At 40.5% G+C, this 18,743-nt stretch carries 22 protein-coding genes; 12 read left to right on the top strand and 10 right to left on the bottom strand.

What is annotated here, in order from left to right; all coding sequences use genetic code 11:
* Positions 1-37: 37 nt before the first annotated feature.
* Together ykgO and AN391_RS01540 are read right to left on the bottom strand one after the other, a co-directional pair.
* Positions 38-172 (bottom strand): type B 50S ribosomal protein L36, encoded by a 135-nt coding sequence (gene ykgO / locus AN391_RS01545; RefSeq protein ID WP_055013752.1) that lies wholly within the window; start codon positions 170-172, stop codon positions 38-40.
* Positions 172-435 (bottom strand): type B 50S ribosomal protein L31, encoded by a 264-nt coding sequence (locus AN391_RS01540; protein WP_055013751.1) that lies wholly within the window; start codon positions 433-435, stop codon positions 172-174. The genes ykgO and AN391_RS01540 overlap by 1 nt, the downstream gene beginning before the upstream one ends.
* A 223-nt stretch (positions 436-658) precedes the next feature.
* On the opposite strand from AN391_RS01540, the gene AN391_RS01535 reads away from it, so the two are divergent.
* Entirely contained in the window at positions 659-925 is a 267-nt protein-coding gene (locus tag AN391_RS01535; RefSeq protein WP_055013750.1) for a hypothetical protein, read from the top strand.
* Positions 926-976: 51 nt separating this feature from the next.
* Here the strand turns inward: AN391_RS01535 and AN391_RS01530 are convergent, their stop codons facing one another.
* Complete coding sequence (locus tag AN391_RS01530; RefSeq protein ID WP_055013749.1) at positions 977-2,020, bottom strand: metal-dependent hydrolase; 1,044 nt, start codon at positions 2,018-2,020, stop codon at positions 977-979.
* Between the two features lie 57 nt (positions 2,021-2,077).
* A complete protein-coding gene (locus AN391_RS01525; protein WP_082429290.1) occupies positions 2,078-2,965 on the bottom strand; it encodes a LysR family transcriptional regulator in 888 nt (295 codons plus the stop codon).
* A gap of 114 nt (positions 2,966-3,079) precedes the next feature.
* Between AN391_RS01525 and AN391_RS01520 the strand changes: the two genes are divergently transcribed.
* The 3 genes from AN391_RS01520 (at position 3,080) to AN391_RS01510 (ending at position 5,576) form a co-directional block, all read left to right on the top strand.
* Complete coding sequence (locus tag AN391_RS01520; RefSeq protein WP_055013748.1) at positions 3,080-4,252, top strand: MFS transporter; 1,173 nt, start codon at positions 3,080-3,082, stop codon at positions 4,250-4,252.
* A 154-nt stretch (positions 4,253-4,406) separates the two neighbouring features.
* The gene (gene dkgB / locus AN391_RS01515; protein ID WP_055013747.1) at positions 4,407-5,222 is read left to right on the top strand and encodes a 2,5-didehydrogluconate reductase DkgB; all 816 of its coding nucleotides are present in this window, start codon (positions 4,407-4,409) and stop codon (positions 5,220-5,222) included.
* Between the two features lie 66 nt (positions 5,223-5,288).
* Positions 5,289-5,576, top strand: a complete 288-nt coding sequence (locus AN391_RS01510; RefSeq protein WP_055013746.1) for a putative quinol monooxygenase — start codon at positions 5,289-5,291, stop codon at positions 5,574-5,576.
* A gap of 115 nt (positions 5,577-5,691) precedes the next feature.
* On the opposite strand, the gene AN391_RS01505 is transcribed toward AN391_RS01510, so the two are convergent.
* Positions 5,692-6,345, bottom strand: coding sequence for a DUF6058 family natural product biosynthesis protein (locus AN391_RS01505; RefSeq protein ID WP_055013745.1), 654 nt, complete (start codon positions 6,343-6,345; stop codon positions 5,692-5,694).
* Positions 6,346-6,517: 172 nt separating this feature from the next.
* On the opposite strand from AN391_RS01505, the gene dapA reads away from it, so the two are divergent.
* Positions 6,518-7,432 (top strand): 4-hydroxy-tetrahydrodipicolinate synthase, encoded by a 915-nt coding sequence (gene dapA / locus AN391_RS01500; RefSeq protein WP_055013744.1) that lies wholly within the window; start codon positions 6,518-6,520, stop codon positions 7,430-7,432.
* Positions 7,433-7,496: 64 nt separating this feature from the next.
* Here the strand turns inward: dapA and AN391_RS01495 are convergent, their stop codons facing one another.
* Genes AN391_RS01495 through AN391_RS01480 form a run of 4 tightly spaced genes read right to left on the bottom strand, consistent with a single transcriptional unit; the run spans position 7,497 to position 11,008 of the window.
* Positions 7,497-8,501 carry a BtrH N-terminal domain-containing protein gene (locus tag AN391_RS01495; RefSeq protein ID WP_055013743.1) on the bottom strand — a complete coding sequence of 335 codons (1,005 nt, stop codon included), beginning with the start codon at positions 8,499-8,501 and terminating at the stop codon, positions 7,497-7,499.
* An 8-nt stretch (positions 8,502-8,509) separates the two neighbouring features.
* Positions 8,510-8,911 (bottom strand): hypothetical protein, encoded by a 402-nt coding sequence (locus AN391_RS01490; protein WP_055013742.1) that lies wholly within the window; start codon positions 8,909-8,911, stop codon positions 8,510-8,512.
* 12 nt (positions 8,912-8,923) lie between these two features.
* A complete protein-coding gene (locus AN391_RS01485) occupies positions 8,924-10,078 on the bottom strand; it encodes a beta-ketoacyl-ACP synthase III (RefSeq protein WP_055013741.1) in 1,155 nt (384 codons plus the stop codon).
* 9 nt (positions 10,079-10,087) lie between these two features.
* Positions 10,088-11,008 carry a hypothetical protein gene (locus tag AN391_RS01480; protein WP_055013740.1) on the bottom strand — a complete coding sequence of 307 codons (921 nt, stop codon included), beginning with the start codon at positions 11,006-11,008 and terminating at the stop codon, positions 10,088-10,090.
* Positions 11,009-11,090: 82 nt separating this feature from the next.
* Here AN391_RS01480 and AN391_RS01475 point away from each other — a divergent pair, with 82 nt between their 5' ends.
* Entirely contained in the window at positions 11,091-11,531 is a 441-nt protein-coding gene (locus AN391_RS01475; RefSeq protein ID WP_055013739.1) for a DUF2141 domain-containing protein, read from the top strand.
* Positions 11,532-11,583: 52 nt separating this feature from the next.
* Here AN391_RS01475 and AN391_RS01470 read toward each other — a convergent pair whose 3' ends face one another.
* Positions 11,584-12,402: a HEAT repeat domain-containing protein gene (locus AN391_RS01470; RefSeq protein ID WP_055013738.1), complete on the bottom strand. Its 819-nt coding sequence runs from the start codon at positions 12,400-12,402 to the stop codon at positions 11,584-11,586.
* Positions 12,403-12,642: 240 nt separating this feature from the next.
* Here AN391_RS01470 and AN391_RS01465 point away from each other — a divergent pair, with 240 nt between their 5' ends.
* Genes AN391_RS01465 through AN391_RS01440 form a run of 6 tightly spaced genes read left to right on the top strand, consistent with a single transcriptional unit; the run spans position 12,643 to position 18,674 of the window.
* Positions 12,643-14,676, top strand: a complete 2,034-nt coding sequence (locus AN391_RS01465) for an FAD-dependent oxidoreductase (RefSeq protein ID WP_055013737.1) — start codon at positions 12,643-12,645, stop codon at positions 14,674-14,676.
* 44 nt (positions 14,677-14,720) lie between these two features.
* Positions 14,721-15,644 (top strand): ABC transporter ATP-binding protein, encoded by a 924-nt coding sequence (locus AN391_RS01460; protein ID WP_055013736.1) that lies wholly within the window; start codon positions 14,721-14,723, stop codon positions 15,642-15,644.
* Positions 15,638-16,801 carry an ABC transporter permease gene (locus AN391_RS01455; protein ID WP_055013735.1) on the top strand — a complete coding sequence of 388 codons (1,164 nt, stop codon included), beginning with the start codon at positions 15,638-15,640 and terminating at the stop codon, positions 16,799-16,801. Before AN391_RS01460 ends, AN391_RS01455 begins: the two co-directional genes overlap by 7 nt.
* Positions 16,792-17,064: a hypothetical protein gene (locus AN391_RS01450; RefSeq protein WP_055013734.1), complete on the top strand. Its 273-nt coding sequence runs from the start codon at positions 16,792-16,794 to the stop codon at positions 17,062-17,064. The genes AN391_RS01455 and AN391_RS01450 overlap by 10 nt, the downstream gene beginning before the upstream one ends.
* Complete coding sequence (locus tag AN391_RS01445; RefSeq protein ID WP_055013733.1) at positions 17,064-18,149, top strand: beta-ketoacyl synthase N-terminal-like domain-containing protein; 1,086 nt, start codon at positions 17,064-17,066, stop codon at positions 18,147-18,149. Before AN391_RS01450 ends, AN391_RS01445 begins: the two co-directional genes overlap by 1 nt.
* Entirely contained in the window at positions 18,150-18,674 is a 525-nt protein-coding gene (locus AN391_RS01440) for a hypothetical protein (RefSeq protein WP_055013732.1), read from the top strand.
* The last annotated feature ends 69 nt before the right edge of the window (positions 18,675-18,743 follow it).

Raw genomic sequence — 18,743 nt, 5'->3', positions numbered from 1 at the left:
CCTGTATCGTTTACCCGTATACTTCACGGAATTAGCGTTACTTTTTCTTCATTCCTTGAACTGCTTTTAAACGTGGATTGTCTTTACATATTACAAAAACACGTCCTTTGCGCTTTACTATTTGACAACCAGGTCGTTGCTTAGCGCTTTTAAGCGAGCTTAATACTTTCATTACTCACCTTTTTTGGTAGTCGATAAGTTTTTAAAGCGGCGATTAAATTGCGCGACTCGGCCATCGCTTGCCACAGTTTTTTGTTTACCTGTATAAAAAGGGTGTGAATCACTAGACACATCTATAGGCACGTACGGATATGTTTTCCCTTCAAGCTCAATAGTGCGGTCTGTTTTGATGGTAGAGCCAATAATAAAGTAGCTATCGGCAGCGGTATCGTGAAAAGCAACCATATTGTAATCGGGATGAATATTAGGTTTCATAATACGTCTTAAGTTGTTATGTGATAATATAACTATAGGTTATCGCGTTCACGGCAATCATGCAAATGATTTTTACTCTCATTTACGTGGGTTTTTGTTGGCTAATTACGCAAACAATTCAAAAAATAACCACTTAAACCAAAAATACTGGCTATTAGTTTTTAGGCTGTTATAACTATATAAAAAGTGTTAACAAGAAAATTTTACGGTTTAGAGGTAAGCTATGAGCGACGCAGCACAACAAGAACAAATAGACCAAGGGGTGATGGAAACCCTAAGAGAGCGCGATCACACTGCCTTATCAGAGCAAATTAACCCTATAGACTGCACACACAACGACATTATTGAGCTTTTAGCACAATATATGGCACTGAGTGAGCAAGATAATGACGAGTTATTTGATGATTGGTTTGATAACCTTAATAAAGAGCAGCACACAGTGCTAAAAGTGTTTGAGGTTTATAGAGGCCAATACGAGCATCAAAATTAATATTAAAAGGGTAGGTTAGTATTATCACTTTGCTGCCCTTTTTTAATGTACTCATTGCGCTTTAGCACAGCTTTTGTTTGCTAAAGGTGGCGCTAGATTAATATCTGGGTTCCAAATTCTATCCCATACTTTACTTACACGGCTTAAATTAGAGCGCTGGCTTATTTTTTCAAAGTCACCGACACTTACACCTAAGTCGGTTTTTTCTCCCACAACAAAGTTAAATACATAATTGCACTCCATGCCCATACGTAAATCAGAGAGTATTATATTGCTTTGCTGCTGGCGTATGCTGTAAAAGCCTTTAGTAAACCACTGTAAGCGTTTAATTCCCCACTCATCGCTAATCTCATTTATTAATAAGGGGTCAGTGTTATAGGCATTGAATGTTACGTCGTTTGGTTCATCAAATAATGACGCGTAACCTACGTAGTATTGATCATCAGACATAACCACAATACGCCATAACAAGGTGGTGAGTGGCGCAGGAGTACTTATATAGTTGCTTACTTGTATTTGCCTGTCAGAAAGAGCAGCAGTGGCTTTATCGTCAATAATTACTTTTAAAATAAGTGAGCTACATAAATATATACAGCTAAGACCAAGCATTGTCGTGTTGATTTTATAGGCACACATACTCGTTATTTTTGGTAATAATGTACACGCTACACCAAATATTAAGGGGAGTGTATAAAGCGGATCGACTATAAACATGTTTGAAATAGCAAAAGGGTACTCGGTTAGAGGCCACAATAATTGTGTGCCATATACTGTAAAGCTATCAAGTAATGCATGAGTTGATAAACATAAAAACACCAGCCAAAACCAGCGTGTTTTATGCATTTGCATACCGGTGTGTATTTTTAAAATAAGCCAAACAATAAGGGGGCTAATCAATAAATGCACTATAAACGAATGGCTAAAACCGCGATGATAAGTAAACGCCTCTACAGGCCCGCCATAAGGAATAAAAACATCTAAGTCGGGTAAGGTACCTAAAGCAGCACCCCATAAAGCGGCTTTACGGCCAATTTTATTGCCTAATACGGCGTAACCTACTGCGCTACCTAAAACTACCTGTGTTAACGAGTCCATTTTATTCCTGTTTATTAAGGGTGTTAGTTATACTGCCCTTGGGCTTAAAAACGTCACTTATAATCTGAGCAGTGGTTTTATAAAGTCTAGAAAAGCCATTATACGCGACGATACAGCACTGTTTTTGTAATACACCGCTTGCACAATTTCGCGGTTGTTTGGTGTGCTGATACACCCTGGCAGTATTTCTATTAGCTTGCCTGACTTTAAATCATCACCAATCATAAAGTGCGAAAGCAGCGCCACGCCTTGATTTGCCAAACATAGCTGGCGTACCGTTTCGCCACTACTGGCAGTTAAACCAAAATTTAAAGTTGTGGGCGATTTTAGCGGCCAGTTATTTAATTTAGGCGAGTCGGTAAAGCCAATGAGTCTATGTTGCTTTAAGTCGCTGGTTCGCGAAATAGCCGGTGTATGTTTAAGGTAACTAGGGCTTGCAACTAAATGTAATTTACTTACGCCGAGCTTTTTAGCATGTAGGTTAGAGTCTTTTAATTCACCTATACGAATTGCTAAGTCTGTTTTATGTTCGAGCAAGTCAATAATGCTGTCGTGGGAAGTTATATCAAGCGTGATGTGAGGGTATTGCTGATTAAATTCAGCAATTAAAGGCACCAATTGGTGAAGTACAAAAGGGCTTGCGGCATCAATACGTAATTTTCCACTGGGGGCTTGTTTTAAAAGCTTTATGGCTTCTTCACCGGTTCGTAAGGTGTTCAAGCCATCACGGGCATACTTAATAAAGGTGTGGCCCTCTTCGGTTAGCTCTAATCGGCGAGTAGTTCTATTTAACAGCGTACATTGCAATGTGTTTTCAAGGCGAGACACAGCCCGCGACACTTTGGCTACTTGCTGATCAAGTAAATTAGCAGCTGCCGAGAAACTGCCGCTATCTACTACCGTTAAAAACATTTCTAAGTCTTCGGTCTTTGCATGTTGAGCCAAACGTGAGCACCTTACCTTTGCATTAATTACAAAAGTATTTTGTCACTAATGCTGTTTTTTGCAAACACATTTTTAGTCAAACTGTAGATCTTAACTAATAATGAGGATTTAATTATGCCATTGGCTTTGTGGGCGCTCACCTTGAGCGCATTTGCAATAGGAACAACCGAGTTTGTAATAGTGGGATTAGTGCCAACTATTGCAAACGATTTAGGTGTAAGCCTACCTTCAGCGGGTTTGCTAGTTAGTTTATATGCAGTTGGGGTTGCCATTGGTGCACCGGTACTGACTGCACTAACCGGGCGTTGGAACCGTAAAATTGTACTCATAAGCTTAATGGGCTTATTTGTGGTAGGTAACTTACTTGCATGGCAAGCGCCCAGTTACGAAACATTAATACTAGCGCGTATTTTAACAGGCTTAGCGCACGGGGTGTTTTTCTCAATTGGCTCTATGATTGCCACAAGCTTGGTGAGTAAAGATAAAGAAGCCAGCGCTATTGCCATCATGTTTACCGGACTTACTGTGGCGCTGGTGACGGGTGTGCCATTGGGTACTTGGATTGGCCAGCAATTTAGCTGGCGTGCAACGTTTTTAGTGGTGTCGGTACTGGGTCTAATCGCGTTAATTGGCAGCGCTATTTTAGTGCCAAAAAACTTAAAACAGTCTATTCCTGCAACGTTTAAAGAACAGCTTCAGGTTATTGTTAAGCCGCGCTTATTACTCGTATATTTAATGACAATTTTAGGTTACGGCGGCACGTTCACTGCGTTTACTTACTTAGCACCTATATTAGAGCAACAAACAGGTTTTGCTTCTTCAGCGATTGGCTTAATCATGCTGGTTTACGGTGTATCGGTAGCCATTGGTAATATTTGGGGCGGAAATCTGGCTGATAAACGCGGCCCAATTAGCGCACTGAGTATTATATTTAGCGCGTTAACAATTATTTTATTGGCATTTACCTTTACGATGGAATCAAAAGTGGCGGCCGTACTGACTATTTTAGTATGGGGTGCCTTTGCGTTTGGTAACGTACCGGGCTTACAGCTTTATGTCGTAAAACAGGCGCAAAAGCATGCTCCTAATGCAGTAGATGTCGCTTCGGGCTTAAACATAGCGGCGTTTAATATTGGTATTGCGCTGGGCTCAATTATTGGTGGCAGCGTAGTAGAGGGCATGTCAGTTAAAGATACCGCTTGGATTGGCGCAGTAATTTCCGCATTAGCATTAATTGCAACCCGTTACAGCGGCATGCTTGATAGACGTGAAATTCAGCAAGCATAAAGTATCTTTTGTTAAGGTTGAAACTTAAATTAATGGCCTCATTACCTATATTGAGGTCATTGATTTTCAAATGACAACACAATAGAAGTAAAAGGTGTATTTCGTAAAGCTACAGAGCTTGTTTTTTAACCGATTATTTTATAAGGATAGAGCCATGACACAACGTGTAATTGAAATGCCAGATTTAGGCATGGGAACATTCCGTTTAGAGGGCGACACCGCCTACAATTCAGTAAAAATGGCGTTAGAAGTAGGATTTCGTCATATTGATACTGCGCAAATTTATGGTAATGAAGAGCAAGTAGGGCAAGCCATAAAAGACAGCAATATTCCGCGCAGCGAAATATTTTTAACCACCAAAGTGTGGAACAACAAGCTTAACAAAACTGACTTTATTGCCAGCGTTGAAAAGTCACTAGAAAAGTTACAAGTAGACTCTGTTGATTTATTACTTATTCATTGGCCGGCGCCTTCAAATGATGAGCCTATGAGTGAGTATTTAACGGAGCTTTTAAAAGCTAAACAGCTTGGTTTAACAAAACACATTGGTGTTTCAAACTTTACTATTGCCAACTTAAACGAAGCAATGCAGACACTCGACTCTCGTGAAATATTTACTAACCAAGTTGAAGTGCATCCTTATTTAACCAATACAAAATTACGCGCTTTTTGTGATCAGCACGACATTCATGTTACAGCGTATATGCCATTTGTAGTTGGTAAAGTGCTCAAAGATCAAACCATTATAGATATTGCAAATAAGCATGATGCATCACCTGCGCAAGTGGTTATAGCATGGATTAATGCCAACGGTATGACTACCATACCATCATCAACTAAGCGTAAAAACTTAGAAGATAACTTTAACGACCATGTTAAGTTAGATGCTGAGGACATTGCCCGTATAGACAGCCTTGATTGTGGCGACCGCCAAGCAACGCCTGATTTTGCGCCACAGTGGGACCAATAACCACAAATGCAATATGATAGTTGGTGCAGTAAAGCTGCACCTTTATTTTTTTAAAAAGGATTGCGTATGTTAACGGTAATTGCCACTATAGTGAGCAAAAATATCGATGCCGACGTCGTATTGACCGCGCTCGAAAACCTGCAAAAGTATTCACGCCAAGAAGTAGGTTGCCTGCGTTACGAGTTATCGGTTAAAAATGATGATGATCACACGACTTATTTAGTCAGTGAGCAGTGGGCTTCTAATGAGCATTTTGAAGCGCATAAAAATGAGCCACATTTCAAAGCCTTTGGTACGCAAGTAACGGGTTTAGTGACCAGCAGTAACATAGATGTGTACAAATCTATCGGTTAGAATAAGCTAAGTCATTGTTTATATATTTAAATACAGTGGCGGCGTAATCATACACCGCCATTTGCGTTACCTAATCTTTTAAATACCCACCTCGTATTAAAACCACTGCTGTTTTTTATTTAATAGATAAATCGTACTTTAAAATAAGTGCATCTATGTAACGGGCACGCAGTGTGTGCTGCTTTTCATGTTCGGCGCCGTGGCCTAACGCTTTATTAAGTAATTTCATCGCGGGGTGAAGCTGGGTGCGCTCTTGTTGATTTAAACTTCCTTTAGTGCGCAATTCGGTTATATCGTCAACCAGTAGGCGGCCTATATCAACACATACTATTTCATCAATTAAACAGTTCTGTGTCAGTACGCCATATTTACTGCATAAAAACTGTTGCCACACTTGCTGTAAATGCTCATCTATTTCGCAGCCAAATAATTCTTCATTAAAACTAAAGCCTTGCTGGGCAAGTTTACTCAGGCTTGCCGTGTACTGCTGTGCAAAGTAATTAAAAGCATTACTAGAGGATTCAATTTTTTGTTTTATTAGCCCTTGCCCCCAGTTCACGCAGCCGCGCGGGTAATAGTCATCGTATTCTTCACATTCATACAAACCAGAGTACGAGCTGCAACTTAACTGGCTTTTTATACAATAACTTGGTTTAGGAAAAATACTTTGCTGCTGCCATGTATCTAGTTGATCGGCATCAATATTTAAAGCATGGCAAAGCTCATTAGTGTTATAAAAATGTGTGGTTAAGTAGTCAGATAAACGCATAATGGCTCGCTTAAAGTTAAAAATACAAACACTGTTTAAATGTACAGTGTTTGTATTTTGTATTATCAAACTAAATAACACAAGCCATTTTACGTTTATTATTCGCTTAGGCCTGCAAAAATGCGTGCAAGTATGTTACAAATAGCGCAAGTTTTATAAATAATGAATTTTTATGCGCACCCTAGAACAAATTAAACAAGCAAGCTTAATTACCGCCATTAAAACCCCATACTTAGCCAATGGTGATATAGATTTAGCAAAGTACGATGAACTCGTTGAAATACAAATTGCAGCGGGTGTAGATGGCATCGTGGTTGGTGGTACAACCGGCGAAGGCCAGCTAATGAACTGGGAAGAGCATTTAATGCTTATCGCGCACAGTGCTAATAAATATGGCGATAAGCTGTTAATTGTAGGGAATACAGGTAGCAATAATACCCGCGAAGCGATTAAGGCCACTAAGTACGGCTTTGCAAGCGGTATGCACGCCGCGCTGCAAATTAACCCATATTATGGCCGCACCTCTATTGCCGGTGTTAACGAGCACTTTAAACGTGTACTCGATATTGGCCCTGCGTTTATTTACAACGTAGCAGGGCGCACAGGGCAAGATTTAACCCCAGATATTATTGAGCCATTAGCAAAACACCCTAATTTAATTGGTATAAAAGAATGTGGTGGTAACGAGCGTATTGCCCATTACGAGCAGCAGGGGATTGCGTGTTGGTCAGGTAACGATGACGAAGCGCACGATGCACGCCACACACATAAAGCGCACGGTGTAATATCGGTGACATCTAACCTTATACCTGGGCTGTTCCGCCAGTTAATGGATACTAAAAATGATGCCTTAAATACCTCATTACAACCTTTAATGAACTGGCTTTTCTGCGAGCCAAACCCGATTGCAATAAACACCGCAATGATGATGACAGGCGCGGTAAACCCAGTATTTAGATTACCGTATGTGCCACTGAGCGATGAGCAACAAGTAGAAGGTGTAGAACTTATCAATGCTTTATCAATCAGCGACTTTGTTGGAAAAACAGCAAAACCGTTACTGCAAGACTATTCAATAATTGGCTAATGAATGAACAGTGAGTATGAAAAAGTCACCTTGGGTGACTTTTTTCGTTCTGAAGATAAGACTTTTAAGCTGCAGCGTTTAATAGCAACTTACTTAATTTAGCCTCCTGATCTGCAACTTGTTCTAACTTATTTGCTATTTCGTTTAAACTGATATCGCTACGCTTTTTACAGTATTTTACCGCTAACATTGCAAACTCACGCCATAAGTCACCAACGTAGGTTGCAGACTCAGCACATTCTTTAAATGCAGGGGTGTTGGTTTTCTCGCTGGCTTGCTCTAAAAAGCTGGCATACATAAATCTAAAACCGGCACCACCAGTGCCAATTTCTTCTTGCATCCGTACAATATGCGCTAAATACAAACGAGTGTATTTAATAGGCTTTTTATCAAGCTGACGTATTTGTTTTGCCATATGGCGAATGCCTTTCAGGCCAAAGTAAGGTAGCACTAAGCCATTCATCATCTTAGCGGTTTTTTTTATTGCAGGCTTTATTGTTTGGGCTAAGTCACATTGCCTTGGCGCTGATCGAATCACATACATTAAGCCTTTTGCAGCTAATGCACCTTTGGCAAAGCGGGCATTTTTTAAATCCTCGTATGCGCAAGTAACAGGGTTCTCAAAAACTGGATCGCTGATCAAGTAATCACCTTGCTCGGTTTTACCATACACCACCAAATTATGGGCATTAAAGTGAAAACGCATATCCTCAGGGAAGTAGGGTAACCAATAAACTGAGCTTTGCAGACCCACTAAATTGCCTTTTACAAGCTCCTTATCAAGTGCTTGCATACCTGCTTCAGGATTTGAAAACTTGCGGCTTTCTAATTCTATATTTAACTTTTTACATATCTTTTTGATGATGGTTTTCGGTGGCATGCGGTAGGCGATTAATGGCATACCACTAATTTTAACAAAAGGTAAATAAGCAAAAGTAAGCGCCGATGCAAGCCCAAATGCCATAGGCTCGCTCATGTTTATGCCTTTGCTCTGTAATAGCGTAGCAACTACGCCAGTTTCGCAATGCGAAGATTGCTGGTGGTTTATTGGTAAAATAATATCAGGCATGAAAGTATCTATTGTGAGGGCAAAGTCAGCAATGCTTCGCGGCTAATTTTTAAGGTGTCGCAGTAGCGATTAAGTTTGTTATCAGACAATTTTGCAAACACCGCTGGGCGTAAATGACGTTTAATTTGCCATTGAAAAAAACCGCTGGCACCAGCGAGTGTGGGAATATCGAAGCGCCTAGCTAACATATGATAAGCTAATGGCGACACTTCACCGCGTTGCGCTTGTGCTAGGGCTTCGTTGGTTTGCTCGTTTAAATCGTCAACAGCCATTTGGGTAGCAAAACTTTCCACTTCCCAACCCGATGATTTTACGCCTTCGTAATGGCCGCGCTCATCCACGGCGTAAACAAGTTTGTTTTGACCTTGATAGGTTTTGCTGTTGTCTTGTGGCACATCATGTTTTTTCACAGGCGACTCACATTATTTGTTAATCACGGTTAACTGCATAAAAGCACTAGAAAAACGGCCGCTTTCAGGCACATAACACAATAGTGTTTGTCCATCAGCTAATTGACCTGATTTAAACAGTTCATCAAGCATAATAAAGATAGACGCAGAGCCAGTATTGCCCTTTTTCGTTAAATTTGTGAACCATTTATCGTACGGAATTTGGAAGTCTATATTACAAAGACCATCGAATAATCGCTCACGAAAGTAACCCGAAGAATAATGCGGCAGGAAAAAGTCGTAATCACAGGCTTTAATGCCTCGCTTTTGAACTATCTTGCTCAGTGCGTCTTCTACAGTGTATTTTACAATATTTTCATTTAACAGTTTTACGTCTTGTTTTACTGATAAAATAGAGTGCTGTTCGCGCTCTTGTGAATCAAAACGTGTCCAACTTTTTAGCTTACCGTTAACTTTTTCAGCACCGGCGTACATGCATGCCTCGAGTTGATCAGCATACGAAGTGACATCAATCCAGTCTATACGTAAAGACAAGCCGTGGTCGTTGGCTTTGTTACTTAATAATGCAGCACCAGCACCGTCAGAAAGCATCCAACGTAAAAAATCTTTTTCAAAGGCGATTTCAGGCTTTTGGTTTAGCATTGCAACTTTATGTTCGCTCTCAGCATTAAAATTACGCGAATGCATGACATTTGAAGCAAGCTCACTGGCTACCACTGCACTGTGCTGGCTTTCGCCTGCTTTTACATTTAAATAAGCGTATTTAAGTGCGGTGATTCCGCATAAACAAATACCGGCGGTTGAGATGACCTCAAGGCTAGGGTTTTTAAGCTCGCCATGAACCATCACACCGTGATTAGGCATGATTTGGTCAGCCATTGACGTACTTGCTACTAAGCAATCAAGTTGTTCAAGTTGTGCGCCTTGCTGATTAAACAAACCACGCACTGCATCCGCAGCCAATGACGCATTGGTGTAGTTGTATTCACCAGTTTCGGGGTCAATGGCGTAGTATCTGGTTTTTATTTGGTTGCTTCGTAATATAACGGGTTTTGCGCGGGAGCGTTGTCCGCCAACCTCACCTAAAACGACTTCCATTTCTTTATTGCTTACAGGTCTGTTGGGTAAGACAGCGTGCAAGTTATTTATATATACAGCATTTTCCATAACGGACGGTTACTCTCCAGATGGCTCAGCAAAATAGGCTTTTTGCTTGGCTATTCTTTTTCTAGTTAAGGGGGCAATTAATTTTTTTATGAGTGCTGTTATTGGCACAACAGTAATGATTAAGGTCAGCAAAAATAACACATAGATCAATAGCCCACAACTTCGGCGCGTTGAATGCATCGGGCCAAGTGTAGCTAAAATTTTACTCCATATTTTAAAGCTATGTTGGCCTACACGTTCGCTAGCTATAAACTTTTCGTTCACCTTGACTGCGCCTAGCCCTTTAAGCACGGGTTTATCTAATGTGTGCCCCGGATCTAAGGTTAATAAGGCTTTTTTGATAGCAACGCCAAAACGACTTGCTGCGGTTATTTCGTGCTTTGCTACACCCGCTGCTGGCACCCAAGATACAGATTTCTTTTTCCCAGAAAACATCCAAAGTGGTGTGGCTAAAAAGCTAAAACCGGTGCCGCATTCATCACTTAGTACAACATTATCAATTAGCCTTGCGTTTACGTTACTCAGTAGTTGCTTCATTTTCTCTTGCGCACTCAGCCACATTCCGCGACAACCTATTACAGTAATAACAGGTTTGTTGTTGAGTAGCTTAATCGCTTGTTCAGACTGCATAAACGAAGATATAGGTAACGAAGGCGATAAAAACCATACTTGATAAGTTAAAATAACCAGGTCGTAGTCATCATGGGCAGACTCTATAAGATCCATTGGCTGCGGAACCATTTTTACGCATTCGGGAAAGATATGGAAAAAGGTTAAAAAGGGCCAAGGGAAAGGATAAGGCTTACTTGGTTTTAAATTAAGATAGTCGACAATTATATCTTCACCGCCTTGAATCGGTGAGACGATAGAGTCTGCTATTTGAGTGAGTTGACCCGTTTGTGAGTAGTGAATAACGAGAACTTTACGCATCCTTTAACCTTTTGTAACTTCCTAAAAGTCCGTTATTATACCTAGATATAGGTACTCAAGCCATAGAAAGGAGCGTATAGGCATGAAAAAATTCATTGGATTATTAGCCATCAGCTTAATGATGAGTCAAGGTGTCGCGAAGGAGCAATACACACTTAAGCTCTCATTTGCCAAATTTAAACAGGTCACTGGCACGGTGCATTATCAAATTCTTGATTGCAGTAATGTGGCTTTAAGCTGGCAAGAGTTACCTAATCTAGTCACGCAAGAAGTAGTCGTTTCAGCCAGCTCATTGGAGCAGTCAACTTCACTGCAAGCAGGCAGTTATTGTGTACGATTTTTTCAGGATTTAAATGGTAATGGTGAGCTAGACTTAGCTGGCAGTTCGATACCCAAAGAACCTGTTGGCTTTTCAAATAACCCAAATTTGATGTTTGGCCAGCCATCCCCTGAAGATGCTGTCTTTGAGTTTAGACAAAATAGCGAGATTCAAATTAAAGTGAACAATAAAAAACGCCGCTAAAATGCGGCGTTGTTATCAAGTTTGTTGACCTATAACGTCTACAGACCCCGTATTATTGTAGTTGTTTTTCTACTTCTATTAGGTCAACCGTACCTGCCTGATAGTAAGGGCCTTTGCCTTCGATTTCGTCAGGACAATGCTTACGCACTGCACGAATAGGACTATTTTCTTCGGCATCTTCAATTAAGGCTTTATAGCGACCGTTTTTATCTGTTGCTAAGCCTTTACATATCCATGCGAGTGTATCGTATTGATGTTGTTGCCCCGTTTTGTAGTTTTGGGCAAAATATTCAGCCAGGGTGTCGCCAACTTGTTGCGAAGGAATACCACTTGTGGTGTATTTTTGCGCGAGCATTTTGATTTCAATCAAATTTCCTGAAGCAATATCAAACATTGCTTTATCATCACCAGTTAATGATGAATTGTTTGTAGCAGGCGCTTTTTGTATGCTATTTAAATCAATACTACCAACAACGTATTGGCTCGCATCAGTAGAAGGTAAGCTTTTTAGTGAGCGTTTCGCGTATTTACGAACTTTTTTATGAGCATCACTGTTTACAATGCTAGCGAGTAACTCTTGGTAACGTGGGTTACCTGTTTCACCTAGTGCGCGACACGCCCATGCAATGGTATCGAGTTGATAATCAGGTGCATGTAAATAGTTTTGTGCGACAAATTCGGCTAGTACATCTAACACTTGAGCATTGTTGGTATTATTAGCGACTATTGATTGTGCGGCTTTTTTTACTTCGGTTAAATCACCAGAAACTAAACGATCATAATCGCGCTGCTCTATTGTTGTTAGGGCAAATGCTGAGCTTGATAAGCTTGCTAAAGCTAAGCCAATTATTAAAGGCTTGAATGAAAACATAACCATTCCTTGTTGGTAGAGTAAAATAAAATTAATAAAAACAGAGGGTACAAACGTTTTTATCTGTTAACTGAGTTTTATCATAATGCCGGTTTAGCTATTCAACAAGCCCTTATTTTAATTCCTGTATGTAAAATATACTGTTTATTTGCTACGAAGAAAAATAAGTAGCTTATTTTTGCAGTCATTATCAAAGCTTGCTACTCTAGCGCGGTTTTGTACCACAGTTGTGTAGTTTGTATGTCATTCAGTCGATTATTTGCCCCTTATCATTTAGCTTTTACTACGCTGAAAAACCGCGTGGTAATGGGGTCTATGCATACAAATTTAGAAGAGCTACCAGATGGCTTTACTCGTCTCGCTGCTTTTTACGGTGAACGTGCACAGGGTGGGGTCGGTTTAATAATCACAGGGGGAATTTCTCCGAATCCCGAAGGCATACTGGCACCAAATAGAAGTGTACTTGATTGCCAAACTGGGGTGGCACAGCATAAGCTCATAACAGATGCCGTAAAACAACACGGAACTAAAATATGCATGCAAATACTCCACGCCGGTCGTTATGGCTATCAGCCTCAGCAAGTCGCGCCATCGGCCATTCAGGCACCCATCAGTCCTTACACGCCAAAAGAATTAACCACCGCTGAAATAGAAAAACAAATTAATGATTTTGCGCAATGTGCAAAACTTGCTAAACAAGCAGGCTATGATGGCGTTGAGATTATGGGCTCAGAAGGTTATTTAATTAACCAGTTTATTGTTAAAGCGACCAATAAGCGCATTGATGAGTGGGGTGGGTGTTATGAAAATCGTATTCGTTTTGCGATTGAAATTGTAAAACAGGTTCGCCAAGCCGTAGGCCCTGAATTTTTATTAGTATTTAGGTTATCATTACTGGATTTAGTTGCAGATGGCAGCACTTTTTCTGAGGTATTACAGCTTGCACATGCGCTTGTGGATGCTGGAGTCGATATGCTCAACTCAGGCATAGGCTGGCATGAGTCACGCGTGCCGACTATTGTAACCAGTGTTCCTAGGGCGATATTTACGTCATTGAGCCAACGTTTAAAGGCGGCGGTTTCGGTGCCGGTGATCACCAGTAATCGTATCAACACCCCGGAAGTCGCAGAGCAATTATTAGCGGACGAACACGCTGACTTTATTTCCATGGCGCGACCATTTTTAGCTGACAGCCAATTTGTAGCCAAAGCACATAACAACCAAAGTGCACAGATCAATACCTGTATAGCCTGTAATCAGGCTTGCCTCGATAATATTTTTGTTAATTTACCCGCTTCATGCATTGTTAATCCTCGCGCATGTAATGAAACCTTAATGCCGATAGTTAAAGCAACACACCGTAAACAGATAGCTATAATCGGCGGTGGGGCTGCGGGCATGGCCTGCGCAATATATGCTGCTGAGCGAGGACATAAAGTGAGCTTGTTTGAACAAAGAAACCAGCTTGGTGGGCAACTTTTATTAGCGGCAAATATTCCGGGTAAAGAAGAGTTTAAAGAAACATTACGGTATTTTAAAAATCGTTTATTGAGCCTTAATGTGAAAGTTTGCATGAATACTCAAGCGGATACTGCAACCTTGGCTCAGTTTGATCATTGTGTTGTTGCTACTGGGGTGAAGGGCTATACACCTGATATTGTGGGAATTGATGACCCGAAAGTGGTCGGCTATCAAGCAGTGTTAGATGGTAGTGTGCCGATTAAAGGCAATGTGGCGATTGTCGGCTCTGGTGGCATAGGTTTTGATGTTGCTAGTTTTATTACTGGCAATCAATCTGGACACAGTATGCAACAATCTGCGCGGGTTTTTTCGAATCAATGGGGCATTGATTTAACGGTGAGTTCACCCGGTGGTGTGATAAATAAACAGCCGAAAGCAGGCAGTGCTGATACAGCACCTAAAGTGTACTTATTACAGCGAAAATTACGAAAGCATGGGGCTGACTTGGGGAAAACCACAGGTTGGATCCACCGTGAACATTTAAAACATCAAGGTGTTAAGATGTTAGCTGCGGTAAATTACACTAAAATTGATCAACAAGGGTTACATATCAGCGTACGAAAAAGAAAGCGGATTTTGGCGGTCGACCATGTTGTGATTTGTAGTGGGCAAGAACCCGTATTACCTTGTAATCATCAGCAGCTAGATGAACTCACTATTCCTGTAAGCTATATTGGTGGTGCATTAAAAGCCGAAAAATTAGATTTACAACGGGCTATTGGCGAGGCGTTTAACCTTGCGCAACGCTTATAATTAAAAATAACAACAAGGACAGTAATCATGGCGCAGGATACCTTATGGCAAAAATAGCTCCTATCATCTTGGAACTACAACAACTTAGCTTTGCTTACAAAGGGGCTGAACGGTTGACGGTTGATGCTGTTTCATTGCAGTTAAAACAAGGTACATGCACCGCTATTTTAGGCCCAAATGGCACAGGTAAATCGACATTAATTTCGTTAATGACTGGCTTGTTAGCCCCTGCTGCAGGACGGATAGAGTACCCGCATTATCAACAGTTAAGCCTAAAACAAGCAATAGCAAAAAAAGTGGCTTTAGTACCACAAGATTTTGCCTTTTATGAAGAGCTAACTGTGTATGATAATCTTGCTTTTTTTGTTGCAATAAGTGAAAAAAATCGCCGTTTACATGCTCAGTATATTGAATCCGCAATTGCTGCCTGCAATTTACAAGCGGTTACTAATAAACGAGCAAGTACACTTTCAGGTGGCTATAAACGGCGTTTAAATATCGCAATCGCACTGAGCAAACAACCTGATATTATATTTTTAGATGAGCCGACTGTGGGAATCGATCCGCTCTCTCGTGATGCCATTATTAGTTTGTTGCAGGATTTAAAAAAACAAGGAAAAACCTTGGTTTACACCTCACACTTGTTGTACGAAGTGGCGCAATTATGTGACGATGTAGTGTTTATAAAAGACGGTAAAGTTGTCGCCAACCAAGCTATTAACAATGCTCAACTCACGCTTAACTTTACTACTACAAACCGTTTATCTCAGATGCAGTTAGCGTTATTTACAGAGCAATTAACAGTGGTTAATGAGGCTCACTATCAGTTGACTATTTCAGACACCAAGCTACTTGGCAGTCTTTTTAGCGCTTTAAGTCAGCTCAGTGATGAAATAAAGTCTGTTAATTTTTCTGATAACCAAATTGAGCAGCTTTATCGGGCGTTGTTTTCGGAGCAGGCATGTTAATTCACACACTGAAAAAAGAAGCGCGCTTAATCGCTAATGATTTGCACAGTTTAGCGGTATTATTGCTTATGCCCATCGTCTTCATGGTTATTATGACCATGGCAAGTAGTCAGTCACAACAAAGTATACAGGAAAACTTGGTACTGTCAGTGGCGGGTGAAAATAATAGCCAACACAGCTTGGTTATTACTAAGTTACTGCAAGCACAAGGGTTTACTATTAGCGTTAATAAAAGCAGAACCGAGCAAGTTAGTCAGTTGATTATCCATCAGCAGTTTGATCAACAAATCCTTATGCGCCAAGGTACAAGCCGGTTACAACTTATTATAAGTGATGATCTTGCCCCACAAACACGTTTATTACTGCGAGAAAAAGTGAAAGCGTGTTTGGCACAACTGAAACTTTATTTATATATGCTCGAAACTGGTGATTTAAACACTGATGCTGTTATTGATGAGCAAATAAACGCAGTAATCACAGCATCTGATGTCAATTATTTACTTGCCGATACGCCAGCAAAAGCGCTACACAACTCAGCATTAAATAGTATTCCTGCATGGTGGGTGTTTGGCGTGTATTTTATTGTATTACCAGTTTCTTTAACTTTTATAAACGAGCGAAATAATGGCACATTAGTGCGGTTAAAAACCTACCCTATTAGCATGGCGCGTTACTTTTATAATAAAGCATGTGCCTATACACTCGTAAGCTTAGTGCAAACAGTTTTATTAGCGTTAATAGGCTGTTTGGTGATCCCGTATTGTTTAGACTTGCCACTACTATCTCTAAACAGCTTGAGCTTGTCTGTGATTGCATTAATCAGTTTGAGTGTTGCGGCTATCTCCTTTGCATTACTTTTAGCCAGTTTAGTATCAAGCTATGAGCAAGCTATTGTTGTTGGGGGAGGGGTGAATATCATTCTAGCGGCATTGAGTGGATTTATGGTACCGCTTGAGATCATGCCAAGCAATCTTGCAGCACTGGCAAATGGTTCGCCTATGTATTGGTCAGCACAAATTTTAAGGTTGATAATGGGCGAGACAATGACACACAGTTTTTGGCATTATAGTGTATTACTTTGGGGTTTTTCATTGTCATGCTTTAGTGCCGCTCTATGGATATTTAATAAAAAAATGAGGAATTTGATATGGAATTAGCCGAGCTAAAATTACAATTAAAGCAGCTGATTATTACCGAGTGTGACAAAGAAGATGATTTTGCCCCTGAAGACATTATCGACTCAGAGCCTTTATTTGGTAGTCAGTCACGCATAAATTTAGACTCATTAGACGCATTGCAATTATCTTTAGTACTAAAGCAACATTTTGGTATTAAAGTTGAGGGCTCGAAAGAAACTCGTAAGCATTTGCAGTCTATTGATACTATTGTTGATTTTATTGTTAGTGAGCGCAAAAAATAATGGCTTTACGCAGTGTCTATTTAAATGCCAGTGAAGTGATGTGTGCAACGCTAGGCACTGAAACAAGCAATAAAGTACAGACTAACGAAAGTGAAGTAGTGGCGTTTAAATCATTTAGAAATGAAATAGACAATTGTCAGTTTGGCGACATTTTAGCTTACTTTGATCAATTGTTATTACCGCTGTTTGCAAAACTTTCATTAACTGCAGAGGATCTTAAAGCCACATCTTTGTTTTTAGGTTCAACATCATTAGATATCAGTGCAGTTGATATTGGTGCCAGTGATGAACTTTGGCTCTCTACGACCAATAAAATAAATCGTGCTTTAGTTCAGCGTTATGGCCTCAATGACTTAGAATTTACTTTTAGTACGGCCTGTACCGCTAGCGCTAATGCATGTTTATACGCAACACGCTTAATTGCCCAAGGTAAAATAGACAATGCGCTAGTCATTGGCTGTGAGTTTTATAATCCTTTAACAGTCGAAGGGTTTAAGTCGCTAGATTTGATTAGTCAATCTGGCTTAGCCGCATTTGCTAAAGGGCGCTCCGGTCTGGTGTTAGGAGAAGGCCTTGCTGCATTGTACCTATCTGAAAACGCAGCTGAGCAGTGTCAGCTCAAGTTGTTAGGTGGTGCTTCTGCTTGTGATACTTACAGTTTAACTATGACGCAAGAAGACGGCAGTCATATTGCGCAAGTGATCACCGATGCCCTTAGCGATGCCGGTATTAGTGCTAGTGAGATTGATGTTGTTAAGGTACATGGCACAGCAACGCTTGGTAACGATGAAGCAGAGTGCAACGCATTAACAAGGGTTTTTAACCAGCACCAACCACCTTTAATCGCTTTCAAGCCTTTTACAGGTCACACCTTGGGAGCGTGTGGTGTTATCGAAATAGCCTTGTACCACCAATGTCAGCAACAACAAAATTACGCAGTGGCAAGTTATGCTCACGATAGCAAAGAATTAATGTGGCCGTTTTATGTAAAGCCAGACTTTACGCAGGTAAACACGGTGCTACTTAATTACTTTGGTTTTGGTGGAAATAATGCAGCGTTAGTGATGCAAAGGTATAAGGTTTAGATGATGAACGTACTTGCAAACTCATTAGTCTGTTTAGATAAGTCAATCTGTATAAAAGCACTACGTCAGCAGGTAAAACAAGAAACAGGTTTAGCGGTTCGTAGGATGGATGCATTTACATTGATTGCCTTACTGACAATTTTTAGGGCAAAAGATGGTCTTGAATTAACCTCGCGGACTGGCTTATACAGTTGTGCTGATTATTTCTCTAGTGATTTAATGCAATCTATGCTGATTGATGTTCATGACTGTGAAGCCATAAAGCCGCTTAGCTTCGTCGCTAGTGTAGGCAATGCCGCTAATTATTATATTGCTAATGCTTATTTTATTAATGGCCCTAATTTGTTTATCGGCTCAGATAAGTCAGGAATGAAAAAGAATCAACTATTAGCTAAAGCTGACATGGAAAATGGTATCATTGATAATGCCATCTTAGTAGTGTGGCATGAAGATGATAAAATACGTCAATGTTCAGTGAAAATAGTGGAAAATGCTGGTTTTTCCAGCGAACGTGGCAAAGATTAGTGTCTTCTACTTGAATCCGAGCATGCTGGGCTGTAGAATCTAGCCTCTTTTTGTCATCGCCTTTGTAAT

This window comes from Pseudoalteromonas sp. P1-13-1a (assembly GCF_001401875.1).
Classification (GTDB): domain Bacteria; phylum Pseudomonadota; class Gammaproteobacteria; order Enterobacterales; family Alteromonadaceae; genus Pseudoalteromonas.
The sequence above is the reverse complement of the archived record's forward strand: the minus strand, read 5'-3'. Positions and strand labels throughout refer to the sequence as shown.

Bases quoted from the DNA above. Each gene is read 5' to 3' on its own strand.
- ykgO (WP_055013752.1), bottom strand. From the start codon at position 172: ATGAAAGTATTAAGCTCGCTTAAAAGCGCTAAGCAACGACCTGGTTGT.
- AN391_RS01540 (WP_055013751.1), bottom strand. From the start codon at position 435: ATGAAACCTAATATTCATCCCGATTACAATATGGTTGCTTTTCACGAT.
- AN391_RS01535 (WP_055013750.1), top strand. From the start codon at position 659: ATGAGCGACGCAGCACAACAAGAACAAATAGACCAAGGGGTGATGGAA.
- AN391_RS01530 (WP_055013749.1), bottom strand. From the start codon at position 2,020: ATGGACTCGTTAACACAGGTAGTTTTAGGTAGCGCAGTAGGTTACGCC.
- AN391_RS01520 (WP_055013748.1), top strand. From the start codon at position 3,080: ATGCCATTGGCTTTGTGGGCGCTCACCTTGAGCGCATTTGCAATAGGA.
- dkgB (WP_055013747.1), top strand. From the start codon at position 4,407: ATGACACAACGTGTAATTGAAATGCCAGATTTAGGCATGGGAACATTC.
- AN391_RS01510 (WP_055013746.1), top strand. From the start codon at position 5,289: ATGTTAACGGTAATTGCCACTATAGTGAGCAAAAATATCGATGCCGAC.
- AN391_RS01505 (WP_055013745.1), bottom strand. From the start codon at position 6,345: ATGCGTTTATCTGACTACTTAACCACACATTTTTATAACACTAATGAG.
- dapA (WP_055013744.1), top strand. From the start codon at position 6,518: ATGCGCACCCTAGAACAAATTAAACAAGCAAGCTTAATTACCGCCATT.
- AN391_RS01495 (WP_055013743.1), bottom strand. From the start codon at position 8,501: ATGCCTGATATTATTTTACCAATAAACCACCAGCAATCTTCGCATTGC.
- AN391_RS01485 (WP_055013741.1), bottom strand. From the start codon at position 10,078: ATGGAAAATGCTGTATATATAAATAACTTGCACGCTGTCTTACCCAAC.
- AN391_RS01480 (WP_055013740.1), bottom strand. From the start codon at position 11,008: ATGCGTAAAGTTCTCGTTATTCACTACTCACAAACGGGTCAACTCACT.
- AN391_RS01475 (WP_055013739.1), top strand. From the start codon at position 11,091: ATGAAAAAATTCATTGGATTATTAGCCATCAGCTTAATGATGAGTCAA.
- AN391_RS01470 (WP_055013738.1), bottom strand. From the start codon at position 12,402: ATGTTTTCATTCAAGCCTTTAATAATTGGCTTAGCTTTAGCAAGCTTA.
- AN391_RS01465 (WP_055013737.1), top strand. From the start codon at position 12,643: ATGTCATTCAGTCGATTATTTGCCCCTTATCATTTAGCTTTTACTACG.
- AN391_RS01460 (WP_055013736.1), top strand. From the start codon at position 14,721: ATGGCAAAAATAGCTCCTATCATCTTGGAACTACAACAACTTAGCTTT.
- AN391_RS01455 (WP_055013735.1), top strand. From the start codon at position 15,638: ATGTTAATTCACACACTGAAAAAAGAAGCGCGCTTAATCGCTAATGAT.
- AN391_RS01450 (WP_055013734.1), top strand. From the start codon at position 16,792: ATGGAATTAGCCGAGCTAAAATTACAATTAAAGCAGCTGATTATTACC.
- AN391_RS01445 (WP_055013733.1), top strand. From the start codon at position 17,064: ATGGCTTTACGCAGTGTCTATTTAAATGCCAGTGAAGTGATGTGTGCA.
- AN391_RS01440 (WP_055013732.1), top strand. From the start codon at position 18,150: ATGATGAACGTACTTGCAAACTCATTAGTCTGTTTAGATAAGTCAATC.